The organism is Micromonospora sp. NPDC004336 (assembly GCF_053602615.1).
In genome coordinates this window covers 1-24,774 of sequence record NZ_JBSGDY010000088.1, presented here as the reverse complement: position 1 = coordinate 24,774, position 24,774 = coordinate 1, and the positions used below count along the sequence as shown (strand labels likewise).

28 protein-coding genes, 1 pseudogene and 1 riboswitch are annotated in these 24,774 nt (G+C 74.9%); of the genes and pseudogenes, 17 read left to right on the top strand and 12 right to left on the bottom strand.

Annotated elements, in window-relative coordinates; translation table 11 throughout:
* From ACWENR_RS18790 to ACWENR_RS18775, 4 genes and pseudogenes are all read left to right on the top strand, one after another.
* A pseudogene (locus tag ACWENR_RS18790) lies at positions 1-236 on the top strand (hypothetical protein); the annotation flags it as partial.
* Positions 229-615: a cytidine deaminase gene (locus tag ACWENR_RS18785; RefSeq protein WP_091104082.1), complete on the top strand. Its 387-nt coding sequence runs from the start codon at positions 229-231 to the stop codon at positions 613-615. The pseudogene ACWENR_RS18790 and the gene ACWENR_RS18785, both read left to right, overlap by 8 nt.
* Before the next feature lie 46 nt (positions 616-661).
* Positions 662-1,555: a GTPase Era gene (era, locus tag ACWENR_RS18780; protein WP_452278260.1), complete on the top strand. Its 894-nt coding sequence runs from the start codon at positions 662-664 to the stop codon at positions 1,553-1,555.
* Positions 1,556-1,724: 169 nt separating this feature from the next.
* A complete protein-coding gene (locus ACWENR_RS18775) occupies positions 1,725-2,882 on the top strand; it encodes an acyltransferase family protein (protein ID WP_452278259.1) in 1,158 nt (385 codons plus the stop codon).
* On the opposite strand, the gene ACWENR_RS18770 is transcribed toward ACWENR_RS18775, so the two are convergent.
* Positions 2,869-3,699 carry a DUF4097 family beta strand repeat-containing protein gene (locus ACWENR_RS18770; RefSeq protein ID WP_452278258.1) on the bottom strand — a complete coding sequence of 277 codons (831 nt, stop codon included), beginning with the start codon at positions 3,697-3,699 and terminating at the stop codon, positions 2,869-2,871. The genes ACWENR_RS18775 and ACWENR_RS18770 overlap by 14 nt on opposite strands.
* A gap of 101 nt (positions 3,700-3,800) precedes the next feature.
* Between ACWENR_RS18770 and recO the strand changes: the two genes are divergently transcribed.
* From recO to ACWENR_RS18745, 5 genes are all read left to right on the top strand, one after another.
* The gene (recO, locus tag ACWENR_RS18765; protein WP_452278257.1) at positions 3,801-4,676 is read left to right on the top strand and encodes a DNA repair protein RecO; all 876 of its coding nucleotides are present in this window, start codon (positions 3,801-3,803) and stop codon (positions 4,674-4,676) included.
* Between the two features lie 8 nt (positions 4,677-4,684).
* Positions 4,685-5,485 (top strand): isoprenyl transferase, encoded by an 801-nt coding sequence (locus tag ACWENR_RS18760; protein WP_452278256.1) that lies wholly within the window; start codon positions 4,685-4,687, stop codon positions 5,483-5,485.
* A gap of 64 nt (positions 5,486-5,549) precedes the next feature.
* Complete coding sequence (locus tag ACWENR_RS18755) at positions 5,550-5,735, top strand: hypothetical protein (RefSeq protein ID WP_350684814.1); 186 nt, start codon at positions 5,550-5,552, stop codon at positions 5,733-5,735.
* 563 nt (positions 5,736-6,298) lie between these two features.
* Positions 6,299-6,493, top strand: a complete 195-nt coding sequence (locus tag ACWENR_RS18750; RefSeq protein WP_452278255.1) for a thioredoxin reductase — start codon at positions 6,299-6,301, stop codon at positions 6,491-6,493.
* Positions 6,490-7,251, top strand: coding sequence for a pirin family protein (locus tag ACWENR_RS18745; RefSeq protein WP_452278254.1), 762 nt, complete (start codon positions 6,490-6,492; stop codon positions 7,249-7,251). Before ACWENR_RS18750 ends, ACWENR_RS18745 begins: the two co-directional genes overlap by 4 nt.
* A 204-nt stretch (positions 7,252-7,455) precedes the next feature.
* Here the strand turns inward: ACWENR_RS18745 and gndA are convergent, their stop codons facing one another.
* Positions 7,456-8,898 (bottom strand): NADP-dependent phosphogluconate dehydrogenase, encoded by a 1,443-nt coding sequence (gndA, locus tag ACWENR_RS18740; RefSeq protein WP_452278253.1) that lies wholly within the window; start codon positions 8,896-8,898, stop codon positions 7,456-7,458.
* Positions 8,899-9,434: 536 nt separating this feature from the next.
* Between gndA and ACWENR_RS18735 the strand changes: the two genes are divergently transcribed.
* Positions 9,435-9,671 carry a hypothetical protein gene (locus ACWENR_RS18735; protein ID WP_452278252.1) on the top strand — a complete coding sequence of 79 codons (237 nt, stop codon included), beginning with the start codon at positions 9,435-9,437 and terminating at the stop codon, positions 9,669-9,671.
* Between the two features lie 310 nt (positions 9,672-9,981).
* Here the strand turns inward: ACWENR_RS18735 and ACWENR_RS18730 are convergent, their stop codons facing one another.
* From ACWENR_RS18730 to ACWENR_RS18720, 3 genes are all read right to left on the bottom strand, one after another.
* Positions 9,982-10,782: an energy-coupling factor transporter transmembrane component T family protein gene (locus ACWENR_RS18730; protein WP_452278251.1), complete on the bottom strand. Its 801-nt coding sequence runs from the start codon at positions 10,780-10,782 to the stop codon at positions 9,982-9,984.
* Between the two features lie 46 nt (positions 10,783-10,828).
* Positions 10,829-12,244: an ABC transporter ATP-binding protein gene (locus ACWENR_RS18725; RefSeq protein ID WP_452278250.1), complete on the bottom strand. Its 1,416-nt coding sequence runs from the start codon at positions 12,242-12,244 to the stop codon at positions 10,829-10,831.
* A 100-nt stretch (positions 12,245-12,344) separates the two neighbouring features.
* Positions 12,345-12,935 carry an ECF transporter S component gene (locus ACWENR_RS18720; protein ID WP_452278249.1) on the bottom strand — a complete coding sequence of 197 codons (591 nt, stop codon included), beginning with the start codon at positions 12,933-12,935 and terminating at the stop codon, positions 12,345-12,347.
* Between the two features lie 72 nt (positions 12,936-13,007).
* Positions 13,008-13,112: riboswitch (TPP riboswitch) on the bottom strand.
* A 190-nt stretch (positions 13,113-13,302) separates the two neighbouring features.
* On the opposite strand from ACWENR_RS18720, the gene ACWENR_RS18715 reads away from it, so the two are divergent.
* From ACWENR_RS18715 to ACWENR_RS18690, 6 genes are all read left to right on the top strand, one after another.
* Positions 13,303-14,304, top strand: a complete 1,002-nt coding sequence (locus tag ACWENR_RS18715; protein WP_452278262.1) for a permease — start codon at positions 13,303-13,305, stop codon at positions 14,302-14,304.
* Entirely contained in the window at positions 14,301-15,131 is an 831-nt protein-coding gene (locus ACWENR_RS18710) for a TIGR03943 family putative permease subunit (protein WP_452278248.1), read from the top strand. Before ACWENR_RS18715 ends, ACWENR_RS18710 begins: the two co-directional genes overlap by 4 nt.
* Before the next feature lie 30 nt (positions 15,132-15,161).
* The gene (locus ACWENR_RS18705) at positions 15,162-15,992 is read left to right on the top strand and encodes an alpha/beta fold hydrolase (protein ID WP_452278247.1); all 831 of its coding nucleotides are present in this window, start codon (positions 15,162-15,164) and stop codon (positions 15,990-15,992) included.
* 213 nt (positions 15,993-16,205) lie between these two features.
* Positions 16,206-16,955, top strand: coding sequence for a sugar isomerase domain-containing protein (locus tag ACWENR_RS18700; protein WP_452278261.1), 750 nt, complete (start codon positions 16,206-16,208; stop codon positions 16,953-16,955).
* Positions 16,956-17,086: 131 nt separating this feature from the next.
* The gene (locus tag ACWENR_RS18695; RefSeq protein ID WP_452278246.1) at positions 17,087-17,590 is read left to right on the top strand and encodes a DUF6328 family protein; all 504 of its coding nucleotides are present in this window, start codon (positions 17,087-17,089) and stop codon (positions 17,588-17,590) included.
* Between the two features lie 94 nt (positions 17,591-17,684).
* A complete protein-coding gene (locus ACWENR_RS18690; protein WP_452278245.1) occupies positions 17,685-19,901 on the top strand; it encodes an acyl-CoA dehydrogenase family protein in 2,217 nt (738 codons plus the stop codon).
* A gap of 34 nt (positions 19,902-19,935) precedes the next feature.
* Here the strand turns inward: ACWENR_RS18690 and ACWENR_RS18685 are convergent, their stop codons facing one another.
* The 7 genes from ACWENR_RS18685 to ACWENR_RS18655 form a co-directional block, all read right to left on the bottom strand.
* Complete coding sequence (locus tag ACWENR_RS18685) at positions 19,936-20,541, bottom strand: hypothetical protein (protein WP_452278244.1); 606 nt, start codon at positions 20,539-20,541, stop codon at positions 19,936-19,938.
* Positions 20,542-20,610: 69 nt separating this feature from the next.
* The gene (locus ACWENR_RS18680; protein ID WP_436688605.1) at positions 20,611-21,003 is read right to left on the bottom strand and encodes a transcriptional repressor; all 393 of its coding nucleotides are present in this window, start codon (positions 21,001-21,003) and stop codon (positions 20,611-20,613) included.
* Positions 21,000-21,299, bottom strand: coding sequence for an ArsR/SmtB family transcription factor (locus ACWENR_RS18675; protein WP_091104136.1), 300 nt, complete (start codon positions 21,297-21,299; stop codon positions 21,000-21,002). Before ACWENR_RS18675 ends, ACWENR_RS18680 begins: the two co-directional genes overlap by 4 nt.
* A 43-nt stretch (positions 21,300-21,342) precedes the next feature.
* Positions 21,343-22,209, bottom strand: a complete 867-nt coding sequence (locus ACWENR_RS18670; protein WP_357460489.1) for a metal ABC transporter permease — start codon at positions 22,207-22,209, stop codon at positions 21,343-21,345.
* Between the two features lies 1 nt (position 22,210).
* A complete protein-coding gene (locus ACWENR_RS18665; RefSeq protein ID WP_452278243.1) occupies positions 22,211-22,972 on the bottom strand; it encodes a metal ABC transporter ATP-binding protein in 762 nt (253 codons plus the stop codon).
* Positions 22,969-23,937 (bottom strand): metal ABC transporter substrate-binding protein, encoded by a 969-nt coding sequence (locus ACWENR_RS18660; RefSeq protein ID WP_452278242.1) that lies wholly within the window; start codon positions 23,935-23,937, stop codon positions 22,969-22,971. Before ACWENR_RS18660 ends, ACWENR_RS18665 begins: the two co-directional genes overlap by 4 nt.
* A 54-nt stretch (positions 23,938-23,991) precedes the next feature.
* Positions 23,992-24,249, bottom strand: a complete 258-nt coding sequence (locus ACWENR_RS18655) for a hypothetical protein (RefSeq protein WP_452278241.1) — start codon at positions 24,247-24,249, stop codon at positions 23,992-23,994.
* A 27-nt stretch (positions 24,250-24,276) separates the two neighbouring features.
* Between ACWENR_RS18655 and ACWENR_RS18650 the strand changes: the two genes are divergently transcribed.
* Positions 24,277-24,618, top strand: a complete 342-nt coding sequence (locus ACWENR_RS18650; RefSeq protein WP_452278240.1) for an antibiotic biosynthesis monooxygenase family protein — start codon at positions 24,277-24,279, stop codon at positions 24,616-24,618.
* Positions 24,619-24,774: the final 156 nt, after the last annotated feature.

Here is a 24,774-nt window from a genome sequence, read left to right as displayed (position 1 = left end):
TCGGCGGCCTGCTCGCCCAGTCCCTGGGCCGCGTCCCGATCCCCGGGGCGCAGGTCGAGGTCGCCGGTCTCCGGCTGGTCGCCGAGGGCACCACGGGCCGACGCAACCGGATAGACACCGTGCTGGTGAGCCGGGTGGAGTCGACCGACACGCAGGACGGCCCGGGCCGCGGCGAGCACGCCGCGCCCGGGGACGACACGAACCGATCCGAGGAGAGGCAACCCGCCGATGCCTGAGTCACCCGCCGTGCCGGCCGCCCGGCCCACCCCGTCCGAACCGGTCGAACTGAGTGCCGAGGACGGCAAGCTGGTCGTCCTGGCCCGGGGCGCGCGCGGCCGGGTGGGCGCCGTGGAGGGCGCGGCGGTGCGCGACCAGGACGGCCGGACGTACGCCGCGGCCAGCGTCTCGCTGCCCTCGTTGACGATCACCGCGCTCCAGCTCGCGGTGGCCTCGGCGGCTGCGGCCGGCGCGAGCCGCCTGGAGGCCGCCGTGGTGGTGACCGAGGCGTCGACGCTCGACGGCGCCGGGCACGCGGCGGTACGGGACCTCGCCGCCGACGCGCCGATCCACGTGGCCGCGCCGGACGGCACCGTCCTGGGCACGGTGGTCGAGTGAGCCGCCGGGCGACGACGCGTGCCGGCGAGCGGGGCGGGGTGGCGGCGTGAGTGATCCGCAGCGCCCGTACCGGGCCGGTTTCGCCTGTTTCGTCGGCCGGCCGAACGCCGGGAAGTCGACGCTGACCAACGCGATCGTCGGGCAGAAGATCGCCATCACCTCGAACAAGCCGCAGACGACCCGGCACGTCATCCGGGCCGTCCTGCACCGCCCCGACTCCCAGCTCGTCCTGGTCGACACGCCGGGGCTGCACCGCCCGCGCACGCTGCTCGGCGAGCGTCTCAACGATCTGGTGCGGCAGACCTGGAGCGAGGTCGACGTGATCGGCCTCTGCATCCCGGCGGACGAGCCGATCGGGCGCGGCGACCGGTTCATCACCGGGGAGCTGGCCGAGCTGAAGGCCACCGTGCTGGCGGTGGTCACCAAGACCGACCTGGTGGACCGCAAGCGGCTCGCGGAGCAGTTGCTCGCCGTCAGCGAGCTGGGCGAGTTCGCCGAGGTGGTGCCGGTCAGCGCGGTCTCCGGGCACCAGGTGGACACGCTGGTCGAGGTGATGACCCGCTACCTGCCCGAGTCGCCGCAGCTCTATCCGGACGACATGCTCACCGACGACCCGGAGCAGGTGCTGGTCGCCGAGCTGATCCGCGAGGCCGCCCTGGAGGGCGTCCGCGACGAGCTGCCACACTCCATCGCGGTGGTCGTCGAGGAGATGATCCCCGAGGGCAACCTGATGAAGATCTATGCCGACGTGTACGTGGAGCGGCCCAGCCAGAAGGCGATCGTGATCGGCCACCGGGCCAGCCGGCTCAAGGCGGTGGGCACGACCGCGCGGCGGCAGATCGAGGAGTTGCTCGGCACCCGGGTCTACCTGGACCTGCACGTCCGGGTGGCGAAGGACTGGCAGCGCGACCCGAAGCAGCTGCGCAAGCTGGGTTTCTGACCGGCACCGGGCCGGGGTGCGCCCCCGGCCCGGCCGCCCGGTCGTGATCGGTCTCGGTCGGCGGGATGGGGCATCTCACGTTTCGGCGGGCCGCTGGCCGTTTGCCGGTGTCGCTCCGCAGGGTAGGGGAAGGAACAGCCCCCGTGCCCCCGGACATAGATGCAGGCTGATGCGAAACCGATACCTGGACCTGCTCCGCTTCCTGGCCATCGTTCGAGTCGTCGTCTACCACGTCACCGGATGGGCCACCCTGACCCTCGTCTTCCCGGCGATGTCGGTGATGTTCGCGCTGGCCGGCTCCCTGATGGCGGCCTCGCTGCACCGCTGGGGGCCGGGTGCGGTCGTACGCCGGCTGCGGCGCCTGCTGCCGTCGCTCTGGGTGGTCGCCGCCGTCTTCGTGCCCGCCATGCTGCTCACCGGGCTGCCGCTGAGCCCGAAGGTGCTGCTCTGGCTCTTCCCCGTCGCCGACCCCCCGGCCAACGACTGGGGCGCGATCGCGCTCAGCGTGATCTGGTACCTGCGCGACTACCTCTGGTTCGTGCTGGCCTCCCCGGCCGCCCTCTGGCTGTTCCGGCGCGCCCCGGTGCCCACGCTGCTCGCCCCGTACGCCCTGATCGCCGCGGCCGAGCTGGGCCTGCTGCCGGCGCTGCCGGTGGCGCTGCACCACTTCGGCCTCTACTTCGGCGCCTGGCTGCTCGGCTTCGCCCACCAGGCCGGCATGCTGCGCCGCCTGGCCAACGGGGTGCTGGTGCCGGTCGCGCTGGCCCTCGCCGCCGCCGGGGGCGCCTGGATCGTCACCCACCCGGGCCCGCGCGGGTACGACCTGAACGACAACCCCCTCGGCAACGCCCTCTGGTCGGCGGCGTTCGTCCTCGTCCTGCTCGGCCGGGGGCCGGCGAGCACCTCCTGGGTGGACCGCAGCGCGTCGTTCGGCCGGGTGGTCACCGTGTTCAACCGGCGGGCGCTCACCGTCTACCTGTGGCACATGCCGTTCGTGGTGGCGCTCACCCCGCTCGTGGACGTGGTCGGCTGGTCCCACCAGGACCCGGTCGGCCTGGCGATCCGGGTGGCGCTGGTCTTCGCCCTGGTCGCGGTGGTGACCGCCCTGGTGGGGTGGGTCGAGGACGTGGCGGCCCGCCGACCACCGGAGCTGGTCCCCGGCGCCCGGGCAGCGGCCTACGACGGCCCGGTCGCGGTCCCCGGCGGCCGGGGAGCGGTCCCCGGCGGCCGGGGAGCGGCCTACGACGGCCCGGTCGCGGGGCGGGCCACCGTGCCGGCGCCCCGTGCCGTCCGGGAACCGGAGACCGTCGAGATCAACGCTGGGTGACGTTCTGGTCGCCGCCGCCGGTGGAGATGTCGAGCACCAGCGAGGCGGACGGGTCGTGGCTCACGCCCAGCCTGGTCTTCCCGCCGTCGGCGTCGGAGCGGACCTGGTAGCGGCCCGCCGGCACGACGAGCTCGATGTCCCCGCTGGAGGTGTGCGCACGCGCGGAGGCGGGCGTCCCCAGGTCCAGCGTGATGTTTCCGGAGCCCGCCTCGGCGTCCACGCCCGCGCCGAGCCGGCGCCCGGTGATGTCGCCGGAGCCGGCCCGCAGGGTCACGGCCGCCGAGACGTCCTCCACCTCGATGTTGCCCGAGCCGGTCCGGACGGCCACCGTGTCCCCGGCATCGGTCACCCGGACGTCGCCCGAGCCGGTCTCGGCCCGGACGGGGCCGTCGGCGCCGCTCACCCGGATGTTGCCGGACCCGAGTTTCATCTCCACCGGACCGACCTTGCTCAGGTCGACGTCGCCGGAGCCGGTCTCGCCCGTCACGGTCACCCCCTCCGGGGCGATGACCTCGTAGGAGACGCTGCACCCGTTGCCGCAGTCCGTGTCCAGCACCAGCTCGGCGCCCTTGACCTCGTACGTCGCCTCGGGCTGACCGCCGTGGTAGCGCACCACCCGCTTGATCCGCACCTCGCCCGGTACGCCGATGGCGCGGACGGTGATGTCGCCGGCCCCCGGCAGCACCCGGACGGTGCTGATCCGGGCCGTCTCGGTGTTGTCGTAGTCGAGCCGGCGGGAGGCCAGGTTGTCGCACCCGGCGGAGACGATGAGGGTGGCGGCCACGACGGTCGTCGCGGCGGTCCGGTGGAGAGCCATGCCAGCACGCTACGAGGCGGGGTGAGCGCCGCGCATCGGGGTCGGCCGGCCCCGCCACCCCGAGCCGACCCTGATTTCGCACCCCGAGAGAGAATGGTCCGATGCCCGGTTACCGCCGACAGCTCTACCGCGACGACGCGGTGGTCCTGCGTGTGCAGAAGCTCGGCGAGTCCGACCGGATCATCACCCTGCTCACCCGCCGGCACGGCCGGCTGCGGGCCGTGGCCCGGGGGATCCGCCGCACCACCAGCAAGTTCGGCGCCCGGCTGGAGCCGTTCGGGCACGTCGACCTCCAGCTCGCCGGCGACCCGAAGGGCAACCAGGGCAGCTCGCTGCACACGGTCAGCCAGGTCGAGGGCATCGACCTCTACGGCAAGCGGTTCCTCGGTGACTACCCCCGCTACACGGCCGCCAGCGCGATCGCCGAGACCGCCGAGCGGCTCACCCCCGTCGAGCGGGAGCCCTCGCTGCGGCTGTTCCAGCTCACCCTGGGCGCGCTGCGGGCGCTCTCCGACGGCAGCCACGACACCACGCTGGTGCTCGACGCCTACCTGCTGCGCGGGATGGCCCTCGCGGGCTGGGCGCCGGCGTTGACCGCCTGCGCCGTCTGCGGCACGCCCGGGCGGCACCGGGCGTTCTCCGTGCCGGCCGGGGGCGCGGTCTGCCCGGACTGCCGGCCCCCCGGCGCGGCCCACCCCGCCCCGGCCACCATCGACCTGATGTCCGCGCTGACCACCGGCGACTGGCGGGTCGCCGACGCCACCGAGACCGGCGTACGCCGGGAGTGCAGCGGCCTCGTCGCGGCGCACCTGCAGTGGCACCTGGAACGCGCGCTACGCTCGCTGCCGCTGGTCGACCGGGGTGCCCCGACGGCCGGCCCGGTCCCGCCGCCGGGCGGTGGCGCGGCCGGCCGGGTCCCGCCGCCCCGTGGCCCCGGGTCCGGAGCGGACGGCGTGAGCAGGGAGAGAAGCGAGTGATCCGATCGATGAGGGCCGGCCGACGCGAGCCGGTGCCGCCGACGCCGCACCCGTCGGGCGCCCGGCCGCCGGCGCTGCCCGCCGAGGCGGTGCCGCGGCACGTCGCCGTGGTGATGGACGGCAACGGCCGGTGGGCCAAGGAGCGCGGGCTGCCCCGCACCAAGGGCCACGAGGCGGGGGAGTTCTCCCTCTTCGACACGATCGAGGGCGCCATCGAGCTGGGCATCCCCTACCTCTCGGCGTACGCCTTCTCCACGGAGAACTGGCGGCGCTCGCCCGACGAGGTCCGCTTCCTGATGGGCTTTAACCGGGACGTCATCCGCCGCCGCCGCGACCAACTGGTCGACCTGGGGGTGCGGGTGGTCTGGTCCGGGCGGGCCGGGCGGCTCTGGAAGAGCGTCATCTCCGAGCTGCAGACGGCGGAGGAGATGTCACGGGGCAACTCGACGCTGACCCTCCAGTTCTGCGTCAACTACGGCGGGCAGGCCGAGATCGCCGACGCCGCCGCCGCCATCGCCCGCGACGCGGCAGCGGGCCGGCTCGACCCGGCGAAGGTCACCGAGAAGACCGTGGCGAAGTACCTCTACCACCCGGAGGTCCCCGAGGTGGACCTGTTCCTGCGCCCCTCCGGGGAGCAGCGGATCTCCAACTACCTGCTCTGGCAGACCGCGTACGCCGAGCTGGTCTTCCTCGACACGCTGTGGCCGGATTTCGACCGCCGGCACCTCTGGTACGCCTGCGAGCTGTACGCCCAGCGGGACCGCCGCTTCGGCGGCGCGCTGCCCAATCCGGTCGCCCCGCCGCGCTGAGGCTTACCGCCCCGCCGCACGGGGTACCACCTCGGTCAGCAGCCACTGACGGAGGTGAACCCACATGATCCAGAAGCGTATCGCCCAGTGGGCGCTGATGGCGGTCGCGGTGCCGCTGGCGGCGGCCGGCGCGCGTCGACTCAGCCACACGCTGGAGGCCCGTCGCGGCCCGTCCGGGGTGAGCCGCCTGCTCACCAAGGGCGCCGACATGCTCCGCCCGCAGAAGGCGAAGCGCCGCCGCTTCTTCTGACGCCTCGCCGGTCAGCGTCGCCGCGCGCGACGCTGACCGCGCCCCACCCCGCCCTTCCGCTGTGACCTGACCGGCGAGCGTGCGCTCTCTGCCGCCACGTTTCGTCCGGCGACGTGCGGCGCCACCGCCGCGTTTCGCCCGGGGAGCGTGCGGCCCTGCCGCCGTGACCTGCCCGGCCTCGTGCGGCTCCACCGCCGCGCGCCCGGGGATCGTGCAGCCGTGCCGCCGTGACTCGCCCGGCCTCGTGCGGCCCTGCCGCGGTGACTCGTCCGGGCTTGTGCGGCTCTCTGCCGCCGTGATCTGCCGGGGGATCGTGCGGCCCTGCCGCCGGGAAGACCCGTGCCGGGGGACGCGGAGGCTGCGCCCTCGATCGTCGACGATCATGCGGTTGGGCCGCCCGCGGACGCTCCGCCCGGCGGCAGGTGTGATCGCCTGTTGGCCGGGTTCGCGGTTTCGGCGCGGGGGGCGGGGGCCCGGTGCCTAGGATCGGGGAGCGGGGCGGGCGCCCCGGGCCGCGTCGAGCCTCGGGGGTGGGGATGCGGGATCTCCGGTACAAAATGATCATGGCCTTGAATGCCGCCGACCTCGGCGACCCGATCTGCGAGCAGGCGGCCGAGATCTGCGCCGAGATCGCCGAGCAGCACTGTCAGGAGCTCGGCCACGCGCCACGGCTGCGCTCCGGCGAGATCGCCGAACTGGCCACGGGCGAGCCGGCGCTCACCTGGGCGCCCACCGCCACCGGGCAGCGAGCCTGGTGACGGCCCCCGCACCGGCCGTCGACGTCCGGCGGGCCACCGACCGCTTCGCCACCCGGATCTCCTGGCTCGACTCGAAGCACTCCTTCTCGTTCTCCCGGCACTACGACCCGGCCAACACCCACCACGGTCTGCTGCTGGTCAACAACGACGACGTGGTCCGGCCGGGTGCCGGCTTCGAGACCCATCCCCACCAGGACATGGAGATCGTCACCTGGGTACTGCGGGGGTCGCTGGTGCACCAGGACTCCACCGGCCACTCCGGGGTCATCTACCCGGGGCTGGCGCAGCGGATGAGCGCCGGAACCGGCATCCTGCACTCGGAGAAGAACGACTCCTGGCGGCTCGACGGCCGCGACCCGCACACCGACCCCGTGCACTTCCTGCAGATGTGGGTGCTCCCGGACGAACAGGGCGTCGACCCGGGCTACGAACAGCTCGAGATCGACGACCGGCTCCTGCGCGGTGCCCTGGTGCCGGTGGCCTCGGGGATGGATCGCCACGCCGGCGCCGCGGCGATCCGGATCCACAACCGCCTCGCCGCCCTGCACGCCGCCCACCTCGAACCCGGCGACGCGGTCGATCTTCCCGACGCGCCCTTCGTCCACCTGTACGTGCCGACCGGCGAGGTGACCCTGGAGGGCAGCGGCCCGCTCGGCACCGGCGACGCCGCCCGGCTCACCATGACGGGCGGGCGACGCGTCACCGCCACCGAGCCGGCCGAGATCCTGGTCTGGGAAATGCACGCCACCCTCGCCTGACCCGCACCCCTCCCGCCCTCCCCGCGCCCCTCCCGCGCCTCCCGCGCCCGCGATCTTGCACTTTCGGCCCCCGAAGAGCTGCATTTGCGATATTTGACCGGGCAGAAAGTGCAAGATCGCCGCGGCGGTGCGGCGGCGGGGCGGTGCGGCGGCGGGGCGGCGGGGTGGGGCAGGGGGCGGTGGGGTGGGGGGCGGTGGGCGGGGTCAGGGGTGGACTTCGGTGCGGTCGGCGGCCCAGAGGGTGTGGAAGGTGCCGTCGCGGTCCACGCGGCGGTAGGTGTGCGCGCCGAAGTTGTCCCGCAGCCCCTGGATCAGCGCCGCCGGAAGCCGCTCCGCGCGCAGCGCGTCGAAGTACGCCAGCGACGAGGCGAACGCCGGCGCCGGCACCCCGGCCCGGGCCGCGTCGGCGACGACCCGCCGCCAGCTCGGCACGCCGTCGTTGACGGTGTCGGCGAACCACGGCGCGACCAGCAGCGTCGGCAGTTCGGGCTGCTCGTCGTACGCCTGCCGGATGCGGTCGAGGAAGCGGGCCCGGATGATGCAGCCACCCCGCCAGATCGTGGCGGTGCCGCCCAGGTCGATGCCCCAGTCGTACTCCCGGGAGCCGGCCCGGATGTGGTCGAAGCCCTGCGCGTACGCGACGATCTTGGAGGCGAGCAGCGCGCGCCGCACGTCCTCGACGAACGTCTCCCGGTCGCCGACCTGCCACGTCCCGCCCGCGTCCGGGAACGCCCGGCGCGCCGCCGCGCGCTGGTCGGCGTGCCCGGACAGCGACCGGGCGAAGGTCGCCTCGGCGATGCCGGTGATGGGGATGCCGAGGTCGAGGGCGCTCTGCACCGTCCACCGGCCGGTGCCCTTCTGCTCGGCGCGGTCCAGCACGACGTCCACGAACGCCCGCCCGGTGGCCGCGTCGGTGTGCGCCAGCACGTCCGCGGTGATCTCGATGAGGAAGGACTCCAACTCGCCGGAGTTCCAGCCGCGGAAGATCTCCGCGATCTCCGCCGGCTCCGCCGACAGCCCGGCCCGCAGCAGGTCGTACGCCTCGGCGATGAGCTGCATGTCGGCGTACTCGATGCCGTTGTGCACCATCTTGACGAAGTGTCCTGCCCCGTCCGGCCCGATGTGCCGGCAGCACGGCACCCCGTCCACCTGGGCGGCGATCTTCTCGAAGATCGGGCCGAGCTTGCGGTAGGACTCCGCGGAACCGCCCGGCATGATGCTCGGGCCGCGCAGCGCGCCCTCCTCGCCCCCGGAGACGCCGGTGCCGACGAAGTGCAGCCCGTGGCTCCGCAGCGCCTCCTCCCGGCGGCGGGTGTCGGCGAAGTGCGCGTTGCCGCAGTCGACGACGATGTCGCCGGGATCGAGCAGCGGGACCAGTTCGTCGATCACGGCGTCGGTGGGGCCGCCCGCCTTGACCATCACGATGACCGCCCGGGGCCGCTCCAGCGCGGCGACGAAGTCGGCCATCGACTCGGCCGGCAGGAACCGCCCCTCGCCGCCGTGCTCGTCGACGAGGCTGCGGGTGCGCTCCGGTGAGCGGTTGTGCACGGCCACCGTGAAGCCGTTGCGGGCCAGGTTGCGGGCCAGGTTGCGGCCCATCACCGCCAGCCCGGTCACGCCGATCTGCGCCGTCGCCCGCTCGGCCATCCGTCCGCCGCCCTCCCGTCGCCGGCTGCCGCTCGCCGGTGAGCGGCGTGCCGGGCCCTCACGACACCTGCCGCTGCGACCGTATCGCGGCGTGCGACGGGTGCGAGGCCGTGTTCGACACCCCGTCGCCGCCGCGACCCGGTGGTCCCGGTGGTCCCAGCCCAGACAACCGGGGGAGGCGAGTCCCGCCCTCGGCCGTCGTTCCGGGTCGTCGGCGTCGTCGAGGTGCGCCGACGGTGCCGTGCCGGTAATTCGGGTGCGCCCGGCGACGCCGGGCGGTTAGCGTGTGGGCATGCGCAACTGACGCCCCACCTCCGAGCCGGCCCGCCGTTTCCACGGCGCGGTCCGCGTGCTCCCGGGCGTCCGCATTCCCACCAGCCGCCGAGTTCGGCGGTGTCCTTCCTCAGGTCGCCCCCGGGGAGCAGTCCCTTTTCCGCTCGACCGTCGCAGCCCGACGGTCGCCCGACGACGTGGGCACCCGCACACCGGACGCAGCGCCGGGGCCCGGGACGGCCCACAGACCGAGGAGGCACCGGATGCCCGCCAGGCGTAACCCGAAGAAGTCCCGTACCACCCAGCCCGTGCCGTCCGTCGCGGACCTGACGCCGGTCAACCTCGACGAGGTGGCGGTCGCGCCGGTCGTGCCGGCGCTGCCGGTCGCCCGGCCGGCGGCGCCGAAGGCCGGCCCGCCGGTCTCCGGCGCCGTCCGCGCCGGCGGATCGCGCGGCCAGCGGGCCGGCCAGGCCCGCCGCTACGCCTTCCGGCGCAGCTGACCGGGCCCGCCGGGTGGGGTCGCCGCGGCGATCCCACCCGGCCCGAAAGGCCTGGTGCACCCGAAAGGCCAGCCGGACCCCTGAGGGGCCGTACCGGTTCCGGAGGCCCGGGGGTACGGGTTCCGGGGGGCCGGTGGACCGGGAGGCCCGTGCCGGCTCCGGGAGGCCCGTGCCGGCTCCGGGAGGCTCGGCGGTTCCGAATGGCCCTGTGGCCCGGCCGACCCGGCAAGAACCGGCGGACCCGGGGCCGTAAGGCGCGGTCGCGGACCCGGAGAGGTGGCGATCGCGCCGCCGCCGGCGCGACTCAGGCTCAGCCGATCAGCGGGCGGAAGGTGCCGAGGAGCACGCTGACCGTCAGCGCCGCCCCGGCGAGCGCCGCGGCCCCGGCGATCAGCAGCGCGTCGGCGGCGGCGAAGCGCTGCCGCCGGGCGACCGTGCGCGGGGTGCCGGCGTCGAAGCCCCGGGCGTCCATCGCCACGGCCAGCCTGGTGCCCCGGCGGATCGCGCCGACCAGCAGCGCGAACGCGGTCGAGGCGAACAGCCGCAGCTTCGCCAGCGGGCTGCGTCCCGCCTCCACCCCCCGGGCGCGGCGGGCCATGGAGATCATCTGCCACTCCTGGCCGAGCAGCGGCACCAGCCGGAACGCCGCCAGCGCGCCGATGGCGAAGCGGGCGGGCGCCCTCGCGTTCTGGACCAGGGCGTCGGCCAGGTCGGTCGGGTCGGTGGTGGCGAACACGATCACGCCGGGCAGCGCCACGGCGAACATGCGCAGCACCAAGCCGAGCGCGGTGAGCAGCACCCCGGAGGTGACCACCGCCGGGCCGGCCTCGACCAGCACCCGGCCGGAGCGTTCGGCCGCGAAGAGCACCAGCGTCACCACGATGCCGACCGCGCCGACGAGCAGCGGCGCCGCCCGCCGGGCCAGCACCCGGAAGCGGACCCCGAACAGCGGCAGCACGGCCAGTTCGACGGCGATCGCGATCGCCGGGGCCACCGGGTCCAGGGTGGCGATCAGGATGAACGAGAACACCAGCGCCGCGGCGAGCTTCGCCACCGGGTTGCGCCGGGCCAGTGGCGCGCCCGGGGTGGCGACCGGCTCCAGACTGATCACGACGCCTCCCGACGAGCGGGCCGGCCGGGGCTGGTCGGCGGGCTGGTCACGGGCGGTCCAGGGTCAGGCGCCGGTCCGCCAGGGCGGCGACGAACTCCGCGTCGTGGGTGACGGCGACGAGGCCGTGCCCGGCGTCGCGCAGCTCGGCGAAGAGGTCCACCAGCTCCAGCCAGGTCCGCCGGTCCTGGCCGAAGGTCGGTTCGTCGCAGACGAGCAGGCGGGGCGCGGTGGCCAGGGCCGTCGCCACGCTCAGCCGCCGCGCCTCGCCGCCCGAGAGGGTGTACGGGTTGGCCCCGGCGAGTTTCGTCAACCGCAGTCGGGACAGCAGCTCGTCCACGGTGGAGCGCACCGCCGCCTCGGGCTGGCCGGTGCGGCGGGGACCGAGCGCCAGCTCGTCGAAGACGGTGTTGGTGACGAACTGGTGCTCCGGGTCCTGGAAGACCGAGCCGACCCGGCGGGCCAGTGCCGGGGCGCGCCAGCGGTGCGGGGGAGTGCGGGCGTCGGCGCCGGCCAGTGTCGCCGTGGCCGCGACCCGTCCGGTGCCCGGCTTCAGCAGCCCGCCGAGCAGCAGCGCGAGGGTGGACTTCCCGGCCCCGTTCGGGCCCAGCACGGCGAGCGCCTCGCCGGCGCGTACGGTCAGGTCGACGGCGGCCAGCCGGGGCGGCAGGCCGAGCCGGTCGGCGGTGAGCAGCACGTCGCCGGCCGGGGCGGTCGCGTGCCGGGGCGGCACGGGCCGGCCGGGCACCCAGACGCCCTCGGCGGCGAGCGCGTCGCCGTGCGTGCCGAAGACCGCCTCGGGCGGGCCGTCGGTGCGGACGCCGCCGCCGGGTTCGAGCACGACGACCCGGTCGACCAGGGGCAGCGCCTCGGCGACCCGGTGCTCGACCAGGATCAGCGTGGTGTCGGCGTCCAGCGCGCCGGCCACCGCCGCCCGGATCAGCGCGGCGCCGGTCGGGTCCAGGTTGGCGGTCGGCTCGTCGAGCAGCAGCAGCCCCGGTCGCAGGGCCAGCACGCCGGCCAGGGCGAGCCGCTGCTGCTCGCCGCCGGAGAGGGCGGCGGTGGGCCGGTCCCGGTGGTAGGGGAAGCCGACCCGGGCCAGCGCCTCGTCGACGCGCGGCCAGATCTCCTCGGCCGGCACGCCGCGGTTCTCCAGCCCGAACGCCACGTCGTCGCCGCTGCGGGCCATCACGAGCTGGGTCTCCGGGTCCTGGAAGACGATGCCCACCCGCTCCCGGCCCTTGCGGGGGTCGAGCCCGTCGATCTCGACGGTGCCCTCCTGCTCGCCCGAGTCCTCGGGCAGCAGCCCGGCCAGCGCGGCGAGCAGGGTGCTCTTGCCGGCGCCGGAGGGTCCGAGCAGCAGCACCCGCTCCCCGACCTCGACGCGCAGGTCGACCCCGCGTACCGCCCAGGCCCGGCGCCCGGCGTGCCGCCACCCGAACCCCCGCAGCGTCACCGCCGCCACGCCGTCCCCCTTCCCGCCCGCCCGCAGGCGTCGACCATGACGTTGCCGTCCCGCGACGCGGCGTGTCGTGGCGACATCATGATCAACGCGGGCGGTGTGGTCAGATCAGGGCGCGGTCGCGGCCGGCGGGGAAGCGGTCCAGGGCGCCCGTACCCGCCAGGGCGCGGGTCAGGGCCCAGCCGCCGGCGCCCGCGACGATCGCCGCGCTGACGACGGTGAGCAGGGCGTACGGCAGGCGGTAGCTGCCGAGCGCGTAGTCGACGTTCCAGACGAAGAAGTCGAACAGCGCCGCGCCCAGGCCGGTCAGCGCGCCGGCGAGCAACGCCGTGGGCAGCCGGAACGAGCGGTACCGGAACGCGGCGAACGCCAACTCGGCGCCCAGTCCCTGGATCAGGCCCTGGACGATGGTGATGCCGCCCCACTCCGCGCCGAGCAGCGCGGAGACCGTGGCGGCCACCGCCTCGCAGAAGAGCGCCGCCCCGGGCTTGCGGATCACCAGGCCGCCGAGCACGGCGGGGACCAGCCACACGCCGTACATGATCGCCTGGCCGGCCGGGAAGAAGGCGAACGCGGGGTCGACGGCCCGCCACAGCAGGCCCCACGCCCAGAAGATGACGCCGAACGCCACCGCGATCACCGCGGCGACGACGACGTCGAGTGTGCGCCACCGGGTGGTGGTGTCGTCTCTCATGATTGCTCCCAGTCCTGAACGCGAACCAGGAGAAGACGCACGCCGCGCCCGGAGGTGCCGGACGTCGACGCGGCTGGAGGTCGACCGAACTCCCTGCGCTGGCATTACCCAGATCAGGTTCGAGGGTCTGCGGGCGTGCCCGCACTCTCAGCGCTGTGCGCTCCCCTGTCGGATGTGAAGTTGTCGCGCCGACGCTAACACCTTCGAAGATCATCGGGCAAAGTGATCTTTCCGCAGGTCATCAGCGCGATCTGTCGACCCCGTCGATTCCGGCCGGTAGTCTCGGGCGGCACTGGCGGGCCGGCAGAGGGACGCGTACGTGACATCCGAGCTCGACCGTGGTGCCCCGCAGGGCGGGACGGCCGGTGTGGCAGCGCCGGACGTACCCCCGGAGGAGCCGCCGGACGGCGACGGCGGACCCTGGCGGATCGGGTCGGTCGAGGTGCTCGCCGGCCTGCTGGTCCTGCTCGTCGCCTTCCGGGACCCGCTCGCCCGCGCCCTCTCCACGCCCCGGCTGCAGACCTGGACCACCGTCTTCGTCTCGGTGCTGGTGCAGGCGGTGCCGTTCCTGGTCTTCGGTGTGGTCCTCTCCGCGGTGATCGCGGTCTTCGTGCCCCGGTCGTTCTGGGCCCGGGCGCTGCCGCGTCACCCCGCGCTGGCGGTGCCGGTGGCGAGCGCGGCCGGCGTGGTGCTGCCCGGCTGCGAATGCGGCTCCGTGCCGATCGCCGGGTCGCTGATCCGGCGCGGGGTCACCCCGGCCGCCGCGCTGGCCTTCCTGCTCGCCGCCCCGGCGATCAACCCGATCGTGCTCACCGCCACTGCGGTCGCCTTCCCCGGCGACCCGGAGATGGTGCTCGGCCGCGCCGTGGCGAGCCTCGTCGTCGCGATGGTCATGGGCTGGCTCTGGCTGCGGCTCGGCCGGGCCGAGTGGATCCGGCTGCCGCGCCGGCCCGAGCTGGACGACGCCTCGCGGGGACGGGCGTTCTGGGCGGCGGTCCGGCACGACGTCACGCACGCGGGCGGCTTCCTGGTGATCGGCGCGGCGGCCGCCGCCACCATCAACGTCGTCGTGCCCGAGCGCTGGTTGCAGACCCTCGCCGACGACCCGGTCCTCTCGGTGCTCGCCCTGGCCGGGCTCGCGGTGCTGCTCTCCCTCTGCTCCGAGGCCGACGCCTTCGTCGCCGCCTCCCTGTCGCAGTTCTCGCTGACCTCCCGACTGGTCTTCCTGGTGGTGGGGCCGATGGTCGACCTCAAGCTGATCGCGATGCAGGCCGGCGTCTTCGGCCGGCGGTTCGCGCTGCGGTTCGCCCCGGCCACCCTCGCCGTGGCCGTGACGGTCGCCGCCGCGACCGGGGCGGTGCTGCTGTGAACCGGCAGGCGCAGGCCGTCGTCCTGCTGCTGCTCGGGGGCGCGGTGGTCCGGGCCGGCCTCACCGACCTGCACCTGCGCTACGTGAAGGCGGGGCTGCGTCCCTTCCTGGTCGCCGCGGGCCTGCTGCTGGTGGTCGCCGCGGTGATGACCCTCTGGTACGAGCTGCGCCCGCTCCTGCGGCGCACCGGCGCGCCCATGCCCGCCCACCCCGACCGGAGCGCCGACCGCGACGGTGCCGACGCCGGCGGTGACGACGACGGGCGCGACGCCGGCCGTGCCGGGCGCGACGCCGGCCCGGACGGCGGGCACGACGGGCACGGCCACCACGAGCCGCGCGTCGGCTGGTTGCTGATCCTGCCGGTGCTGGGACTGCTCCTGGTCGCCCCGCCCGCCCTCGGCTCGTACGCGGCCGGGCAGGCCGGCACCGCGCTGTCCGACCGGCAGCAGCCCTCCGACTACCCGCCCCTGCCCGACGGCGACCCGGCGCGGGTGACCGTGCTCGACTACGCCTCCCGGGCGCTGTTCGACCGGGGCGCCTCGATCGGGCAGCGCCGGGTCCGGCTGACCGGCTTCGTGACCACCGGCCCCGACGGCCGGCCACTGCTGGCCCGCATCGTGCTCTCCTGCTGCGCCGCCGACGGGCGGCCGGTCAAGCTGGGCCTGACCGGCGCCGCGCCCGAGGGGCTCGCCGACGACACCTGGATCGAGGTGACGGGCCGCTACAGCGACCGGATCGCCCGCGACCCGGTCAACGACGCCGAGATCCCGTACCTCGACGTGGAGTCCTGGCGGCAGGTGCCCGTGCCCCGACGTCAGTACGAGTGACGCGCGCCCGCCCTGGGTAGGCTGGCGATCATGCGGATCGACGCCCGGGGGTTCACGTTCGACGTACGCGTCGGCGGTCCGGCCGGTGGCGCGCCCGTCCTGCTGCTGCACGGCTTCCCCCAGCACGGCGGCGAGTGGGACGACGTGGTCCCGCACCTGCACGCCGCCGGCCTGCGCACGTACGCGCTCGACCAGCGCGGCTACTCACCGGGCGCGCGGCCCGAGGCGGTCGAGGCGTACCGGATGCCGGAGCTGGTGGCCGACGCGGTGGCCGTGCTGGACGCCCTCGGCGTCGACGCGGCGCACCTGGTGGGGCACGACTGGGGCGCGATGGTGGCCTGGGACCTGGCCGCCCGCCACCCGGAGCGGGTCCGCACCCTGACCGCGGTCTCCGTGCCGCACCCCGCCGCGATGGCGCACGCGCTGGCCGAGGACCCGGGGCAGAAGGCCCGCTCGGCGTACATCGCGCTGTTCCGCAAGCCGGGCAAGGCGGAGAAGGCCCTGCTGGCGCTGGGCGCGACGGGGCTGCGCCGGATGCTGCACGGGGTGGGCGGCGACGAGCGGGTGGCGACGTACGCCGACCCGATGCGCCGGCCCGGCGCGCTCACGGCCGCGCTGAACTGGTACCGGGCGATGTCCCGCCGGGACATGGCGGCCACCGGGCCGGTGCGGGTGCCGACCACCTTCGTGTGGAGCGACCGCGACATCGCGATCGGCCGGACGGCCGCCGAGGCGTGCGCCGGGCAGGTGAGCGCCGACTACCGTTTCGTCGAGCTGACCGGGGTGAGCCACTGGATCCCCGACGAGGCGCCCGCGCCGCTGGCCGAGGCGATCCTGGACCGGGCGCTCGGCCCGGCCTGACCGGGCGCGGCGGCCCCGCCCGGCCGGGGGTGAGCGGGCGGCGGACGGCCGGTGCCGGGCAGCGGCCACGACCGGTGGCCGACAGCCGGCGGCGGAGGCGCGGCCGGCGGTCGGCAGCCGGACACGGAAGTACGGCCGGTGGCCGGCAGCCGGCGGAGGCACGGCCGGTGGCCGGGCAGCCGGTGAGGGAGGGACGAGATGGACGGAGAAGACATGACGGTGAGCGCCGAGGACTACCTGACCGTGGTGACGGACACGATGCGGCGGGTGGCCACCAGCCAGCGCGAGGCGGTGGGGCGGGCCGCCGACCTGATCGCCGACGCCGTGCGCGCCGACGGGGTCGTGCACGCGTTCGGTACCGGCCACTCCGAGGCCCTGGCCATGGAGATCGCGGGCCGGGCCGGCGGGCTGGTGCCGACCAACCGGATCGCCCTGCGGGACCTGGTGCTGGTCGGCGGCGCGCCGTCCGACGTGCTCGGGCCGCTGCTGGAGCGCGACCCGTCGGTGGCGCACCGCCTCTACGAGCTGGCCCCGGTGGGCCCCCGGGACGTGTTCGTGCTCGCGTCCAACTCCGGCGTCAACGGCGCGATGGTGGAGTTCGCGTCCCTGGTCAAGGAGAAGGGCCACGGGCTGGTCGCGATCACCTCGGCGCAGCACTCCGGGCAGATGACGTCCCGCCACCCGTCGGGGCGCAAGCTCGCCGACTTCGCCGACGTGGTGCTCGACAACGGCGCCCCGTACGGCGACGCGACGCTGCCGTTGCCCGGCGGCGGCGCGGTCGGCGCGGTCTCCTCCATCACGGCGGCGCTGCTGGCGCAGCAGATCACGGTCGAGGTGGTGGCCCGGCTGCTGGCGGCGGGGGAGCGGCCTCCGGTCTACCTGTCGGCAAACATCGCCGGCGGCGACGAGCACAACAACGCCCTGGAGGCCCGGTACGCCGGCCGGATCCGGCGCGGCTCCTGATCCGGCGGGCCGCCCCCTGCGCCGACCGTCCACGGGCGACGTGAGCCGGTTTCGCGGCGGCGCCGGTGGGGCATCAGCGTTGCTGCCGACGGGCCGCCCCGTCGGCAGTACCGTCTGACCGGAGGTAGCCCGTGTCCAAGGAAACCGAGCGGCAACGCTGGCAGCGCAACTTCGCCGACCTGTTGCAGGAGCTGCGGGTCGCCCAGACGGGTGTGCAGATCCTGTTCGCGTTCCTGCTCACCCTGCCGTTCAGCAACGGCTTCACGCGTACGAGCGGTTTCCAGAAGGACGTCTACATCGTCGCGCTGCTGTCCGCCGCCGCGGCCACCGCGATGATCATTTCGCCGGTGGCGTTCCACCGGGCCCTGTTCCGCCAGGGGCGCAAGCCGGAGCTGGTCCGGTTCGCCCACCGCATGGCCAGCGGCGGCCTCGCGTTCATGCTGATCTCGATGGTCAGCGCGGTGCTGCTGATCACCGACTTCGTGCTTGACCGGGCCGTCGCCCTGGTGCTCAGCGGCGTCACCGGGCTCTGGTTCCTCACCTTCTGGGTGTTGCTGCCGTTCGCCCGGCGCAACTGGGGCGAGGACGACCTGGACGACGAGGACGACGATCCGCGCACCCTCGTCGGCGACTGACGGAACGCCGCGCGGTCGGCGACCGGGCCCCCTCGTCCGTCGACGCGACCCGATATGTACTGAGCGCTACCCCTGGGTAACACCCAGGGGTAGCGTGCTGTTTGTCGAGCACGTCGACGCAGCCGGACCGAGGTTCGAGGGGGCAGCCGTGACCACGACGCAGAACAGCCGACCCACGCCGGACGGTTCCGGCGCCGACCAGCCCGAACCCACCGCCGGCGCGCAGCCCGCGCCCACCGCCGGCGCGGAGCCCGCCTCGACCGCCGCCGGCGCGGAGCCCGCCTCGACCGCCGCCGGCGCGGAGCCCGCCTCGGCCGCCGGCCGTCCCGAGCCGACCGCCGTCGGAGACGTGGCTCCGGCCGTCGGCGAGGGGGCGTCGACGGCCGGGACGGCCGGGCCGCTGCCGACCGAGGCGGGGCAGGTTTCCGAGAAGGAGGCCCGCCAGGTCGCCGAGGCGGCCCGGGAGTCCTCCTGGGACCGGCCCAGCTTCGGCAAGGAGCTCTTCCTCGGCCGCTTCCGGCTCGACCTGATCAACCCCTGGCCGCGCTCCGACGCGGCGGACGTCGCCCGGGCCGACGACTTCCTCGGCCGGTTCCGCGAGTTCCTCACCGCCGAGGTGGACGGCGCGGCGATCGAGCGGGACGCGTCCATCCCGGACGAGGTCTTCCACGGCCTGGCCCGGCTCGGCGCGTTCGGCATGAAGATCGACCGGGCGTACGGCGGGCTCGGGCTGAGCAACCTGCACTACTGCCGGGCCCTCATGCTGGCCGGCTCCGTCAGCCCGGCGATCGGCGCGCTGCTGTCGGCCCACCAGTCCATCGGGGTGCCGCAGCCGCTGAAGATGTTCGGCACCGCCGAGCAGAAGCGGCGCTTCCTGCCCCGGCTCGCCGCGGGCGAGGTGTCGGCGTTCCTGCTCACCGAGCCGGACGTCGGCTCCGACCCGGCCCGGCTGGCCACCACCGCCGAGCCGACGCCCGACGGCACCGGCTACCGGCTCAACGGGGTCAAGCTCTGGGCCACCAACGGCACGGTCGCCACCCTGCTCGTGGTGATGGCCCGGGTCCCCGCCACCGAGGGTCGGCGCGGCGGGATCACCGCCTTCGTCGTCGAGGGCGACAGCGAGGGCATCACGGTCGAACGGCGCAACGCCTTCGTCGGCCTGCGCGGACTGGAGAACAGCCTGACCCGTTTCCACGACGTCTTCGTGCCGAACGAGAACGTCGTCGGCGGCGAGGGCAAGGGCCTGAAGATCGCGCTGACCACCCTCAACACCGGGCGGCTGTCGCTGCCGGCCATGTGCGTGGGCGCGGGGAAGTGGGCGTTGAACGTGGCCCGGGAGTGGGCCGCCGACCGGGTGCAGTGGGGCCGGCCCGTCGGGGAGCACGAGGCGGTGGCCCAGAAGCTCGCCTTCATCGCCGCCACCACGTACGGCATGGAGACCATGCTCGACCTCTGCTGCCTGCTGGCCGACGACGACCGCAACGACATCCGGATCGAGGCGGCGCTGGTCAAGCTCTACGCCAGCGAGATGGCCTGGAAGATCGCCGACGAGCTGGTCCAGATCCGGGGCGGTCGCGGCTACGAGACGGCCGACTCGCTGGCGGCGCGGGGGGAGCGCCCGGCCGCCGTCGAGCAGTTGCTGCGCGACCTGCGGATCAACCGGATCTTCGAGGGCTCGACGGAGATCATGCACCTGCTGATCGCCCGGGAGGCGGTCGACGCGCACCTCTCCGTCGCCGGCGACATCATCGACCCGGACGCCGGGCTGGGCCGCAAGGCGCGCGCCGGCGCGCGGGCCGGCGCCTTCTACGCGAGGTGGCTGCCCACCCTGGCCGTCGGCCGGGGCCAACGCCCCTCGGCGTACGGCGAGTTCGGCCCGCTCGCCGGCCACCTGCGGCAGGTCGAGCGCGCCTCGCGCAAGCTGGCCCGCTCGACGTTCTACGCGATGTCGCGCTGGCAGGGAAGGATGGAGCGCAAGCAGGCGTTCCTCGGCCGGGTGGTGGACATCGGCGCGGAGCTGTTCGCGATGTCCGCCGTCTGCGTGCGCGCCCACGCCGAGCGGGACACCCGGCCGGAGAACGTCGAGCTGGCCGACCTGTTCTGCCGGCAGGCCCGGGTGCGGGTCGACGCGCTCTTCGGCGCCCTGTGGGACAACACCGACTCGGTCGACGTGGCCGCCGCGAAGCGGATCCTGGCGGGGCGCTACGCCGGCCTGGAGGACGGCGTGATCACCCCGGCCGACGAGCTGCCCTGGGTGGCCCGCTGGTCGCCGGGCCCGTCCACCGCCGACGACGTGCGCCGCCGGGTGTGACGCGAAGGGCGCCCAGGCGCAACACCCGACGACCCTAGCGGCCGCCGCGCAGGCCGAGTTGGCGCAGCTCCAGCGCGGCCAGCGCGTCGACCGTGGCGTCGTCGCCGCGCCGCCACGCCTCGGCCACGTCGGGCGCGATCCGGGTCAGCCGTCCCAGCGGCTGGGTGGCCAGCGCCCGCAGGGCGAGCAGGTCCCGGCCGGCGGGCGCGCCCGCCAGCCGGGCGGCGGCGGAGGCCCGGCGCACCCAGCGCACCCGCAGCGGCAGCCAGCCGAAGAGGACGAGGCCGAGCGGGAAGACCAGCACGGCGACGGCCAGCGCGAGGGCGAGCTGGTCGACCAGCTCCTGCTGGTCCCGGCCGGCCTCGGCCAGCGACCGGGCGGCGCCGGCGGCCCGCTGGAACGGCGCGGTCAGCTCGTCGCCGACCAGCGGCACCCGGCCGACCTTGCCGCCCGCCTCGGCCAGGTTGTCGGCCAGGCCGCCACCGGCCCCCTCCAGCTTCTGCCCGGGTACGGCGAGCTTCTGGACGAGGTCGTGCAGCCACAGCGCGCCGCGCACCGCGGCGTACACCCAGGCGACGACGAGCAGGTCGGTGATCAGCTGTCGGACGGCGGTGGGGAAGCGATCAGCGTAGATCTTCACGCCGGACAGCGTGCCACGCCTTGCCGTCCTTGGCACCGGTCGCGCGGGGCGGGCCGGCGCCGGGCACGGTCAGCCGGCGCAGGCCGGGCAGGTGCCGAAGATCTCCAGGGTGTGGCTGACGTCGGCGTAGCCGTGCTGCGCGGCCACCCGCTCCGCCCAGTTCTCCACCGCGGGCCCGGCCACCTCCACCGTGCGGCCGCAGCCCCGGCAGACCAGGTGGTGGTGGTGCCCCTCGCTGCACCGGCGGTAGAGGTGCTCGCCGCCCGGCGGGCGCATCACGTCGATCTCGCCCGCGTCGGCCAGGCCCTGGAGGGTGCGGTAGACGGTGGTCAGGCCGACGCGCTCGCCGCGTTCGCGCAGCATCGCGTGCAGTTCCTGCGCGCTGTGGAAGCCCTCCACCTCGGCCAGCAGCGCGCTGACGGCCGAGCGCTGCCGGGTGTTGCGGACCGCGGAACTCGTCATGACCCCTCCCCGGCGTGGCTGACCGCGTCGGCCACGATGTGCGCGACGTGCTCGTCGACCAGGGCGTACGCGATCTCCCGCCCCCGCCGCGAGCCGCGCACCACGCCGGCGCCCCGCAGCACCCGCAGGTGCTGGGAGACCAGCGGCTGCGCGGCGCCGAGCTTGTCGACCAGCTCGTGCACGCAGCGTTCGCCCTCGGCCAGCTCGCTGACGATGGCCAGCCGGATCGGCGCCGACAGGGCACGCAGCAGCTCGCTGGCTCCCTCGAAGGCGTCGTAGCCTGATCCACCGGTCACCCCGTAACGGTAACCAATCCCATCGGCACGCCGCTGAGCAGGATCAGTGGAGCACGACCTCGTGCGGCTCGGGGGCCGGGGCGGCGGCGGGCACGCGCCGCCGCCGCACCGCCCGCCAGCCCGCGCCGAGCATCGCGACGACCGCGAACGAGGCGATCGCCATCAGCACCACCGACGCGCCGGGGGCGGTGTCGGCGTTGGCGGCGACCCAGACCCCGGAACCGGCCGCGAAGAGGCCGAGCGTCATGGCCGCCGCCATCGTGCTGCGGAACCCGCGCGTGACCTGCTGCGCCGTGGCCACCGGCACCACCATCAGCGCGCTGATCAGCAGCACGCCGACCGCCCGCATGGCGATCGTCACGGTGACCGCGGTCGCCACCGCGAGCAGCAGGTTGAGCGTGCGCACCGGCAGCCCGGAGACCCGCGCGTACTCCTCGTCGTGGCAGACCGCGAAGAGCGCGGGACGCAGCCCCAGCATGGTGACCAGGATCGCGCCGCCGAGCACCGCGATGGTGACCAGGTCGCCCGTGGGGATGGTGCTCAGCGATCCGAAGAGGTAGGAGTTGAGGCTGGAGCTGGTGCTGTCGGAGAGCCCTACCAGCATCACGCCGCCGGCTATGCCGCCGTAGAAGAGCAGCGCCAGCGCCAGGTCGCCGGAGGTGCGCCCGCGCGAGCGGACCACCTCGATGGTGATCGCGCCGACGGTCGCCACGACCACCGCGACCAGCACGGGGGACCGGTTGAGCAGCAGGCCCGCGCCGACGCCGGTGAGCGCCACGTGCCCAACCCCGTCGCCGATCAGCGCGAGCCGCCGCTGCACCAGATAGATGCCGAGCGCCGGGGCGGCCAAGCCGATGATCAGCGCGCCGACCAGGGCGCGCTGCATGTAGGGGTACTGGAAGAGTTCCATCTCAGTTGCTCCACAGCCCGGCGGGCTCGTCGGGACCGTGCGGGTGCACGTGGTCGTGGTCGGGCTCCGCGTGGTGGCCGGCGGGCTCCGGCACCGCGCCGTCGTGACAGATCCCACCCTCGTGTACGACGACCGCCCGGCTGATCAGCGGCCGCAGCGGCCCGAGTTCGTGGGCGACCAGCAGCACCGTGCCGCCGCCGGCGACGAAGTCGTGCAGCGCCCCGGCGAACGCCTCCTGGCTGGCCGCGTCCACGCCGGCGGTCGGCTCGTCGAGGACGAGCAGTTCCGGCTGGCCGGCCAGCGCCCTGGCGATCAGGGTGCGCTGCTGCTGCCCCCCGGAGAGGGTGGCGACCGGGTCGCGGGCCCGGTCGGCGAGCCCGACGGACTCCAGCGCCGCGTCGACGGCGGCCCGGTCGGCCCGCCCCGGCGGGCGCAGGACGCCCCGGCGCGCCAGCCGGCCGGAGGCCACCACCTCGCGGACCGTGGCCGGTACGCCGCCGCCGGCGCCGAGGCGCTGCGGGACGTACCCGATCCGGTGCCACTGGCGGAAGCGGCGCAGCGGGCGGTCGAAGAGGGTGACCGACCCGGAGCTCAGCGGCACCAGCCCGAGCACGGCGCGGATCAGCGTCGACTTGCCGGAGCCGTTGGCGCCGAGCACCGCGACCACCTCGCCGGCGGTCACGGTCAGGGACACGTCCCGCAGCACGGGGCGGCCGTCGTAGCCGACCACCCCGTGCGCGACGGTGATGACTGGGGTCGTCACGAGCAGCTCAACGCCGTCCGCAGGGTCTGCAGGTTGGTACGCATCACCGAAAGGTAGTCGCCCCCGTCGGTCGACAGCCCTTCGAGCGGGTCCAGCACCGCGGTCTTCGCGCCGACCTGCTCGGCGATGGTCTGGGCCACCTTCGGGCTGACCAGCGTCTCGAAGAAGATCGTGGTCGCCTTGTGCTTCCGCGCCTCCTCGATCACCTCGGCGAGGCGCTGCGGGGACGGCTCGTTCTCCGGGCTGAGCCCGGTGATGCCGATCTGTTCGAGCTGGTAGCGCTCGGTGAGGTAGCCGAAGGCGGTGTGGCTGACCACGATCTCCCGCCGCTGGCACGTCCTGAGCCCGGTGGTGAACTCGGCGTCCAGCTTCGCCAGCTCGGCGCGCAGCGTCGCGGCCCGGGCGGTGTAGTCGGCGGCCCGGTCCGGGTCGGCGCGGCCCAGCCGCTCGGCGAGCTTGTCGCCCACGGTGGCCAGGCGGGTCGGGTCGAGCCAGAGGTGCGGGTCCTTGCCGCCGCCCTCCTCCTCGGCGTGGGGCTCCTCGGCCGCGCCCGCCTCGCCCTCGTGGTCGTGGTCGTGCCCGCCGGCCGCGGCGTCGCGCAGCGGCTGCACGGTCGCCACGTCGAACGCGCGGTCCCCGGCGTTCTGCTCGACGGCCTCGTCGACGTTCGGCTGGAAGCCCTTCAGGTAGACGATCAGCTCCGCCTCGCTGACCTGGCCGACCTGCCCCGGGTTGAGCTCCAGGTCGTGCGGCTCGGCGCCGGGCTTGGCCAGGTTGGTGACCTTCACCGCGTCACCGCCGATCCGCTCGGCGACGAACTGGAGCGGGTAGAAGGCGGCCACCACGTCGACCCGTTGCGGGTCGGTGCCGGTCGCGCCGTCGTCGGAGCAGGCCGCGACGCCGCCGAGGGCGAGCAGGGCGGTGGTGGCGGCGGCCAGGGCGCGCGGGGCGGAGCGGAGGTTCATGACATGAACCTTCCGTGACAACGACAATGATTGTCAAAAACGCATGCTTGCATGTCAGAGCAGCTTCACCAGGCCCGCGGTCACCAGCAGGGTGAGCGCCACCAGCCGGATCGCCCGGGTCGGCGCGGTCTGCACCGACCAGGTGGTCACCAGCAGCCCGGCGACGGCCGCGGCGAGCAGCAGGGTGAGCAGGCCGCCGACCACCCCGGGGGTGAAGAACGCGACCAGCACCAGCACCAGGGTGACCAGGAACACCGTCGTCGGGTTCGCCCGGGCCAACCGGGCCGGCAACCGGCTCTGCGTACGCTGCATCCCACAGACTCTACGAGGAGGAACCCGGTGCTGGTGACCAACCGGTTCGTGGTCGACGTCGATGTCGCCGAGGGCTTCACCGAGCGGGCGCACGCCGCCCTCACCGCGCTCGCGGCCCGCCCCGGCTACCTGCGCGGGCAACTGGTCCGGGCGCTGGACGACCCGCGGCACTGGTGCCTGGTCACCGAGTGGGAGTCCGTCGGCGCCTACCGGCGCGCCCTCGGCGGCTTCGACGTCAAGGTCACGGCGGTGCCGCTGCTCGCCGAGTCGGTCGACGAGCCGTCCGCCTACGAGGCGCTCGCCACCGCCGCGCCGGGCGGGGACGTCGTCGTGACGGCGAGCGATCGGGCCGCTGGCCCGTACCGCTGAGCCCGTGGGCACTAGATTGCTCTCATGACCGCTCCCGGACCGGCGGCACCGCCGCCGCATTCTTCGCTGCCCGGCCAGGAGGGGGCGCAGCCGCCCGGCGTGCCCGGCCCGCCGGCGGATCCGGGCGTGCCCGCCCCGCCGGCCGGCCCCGGCGCG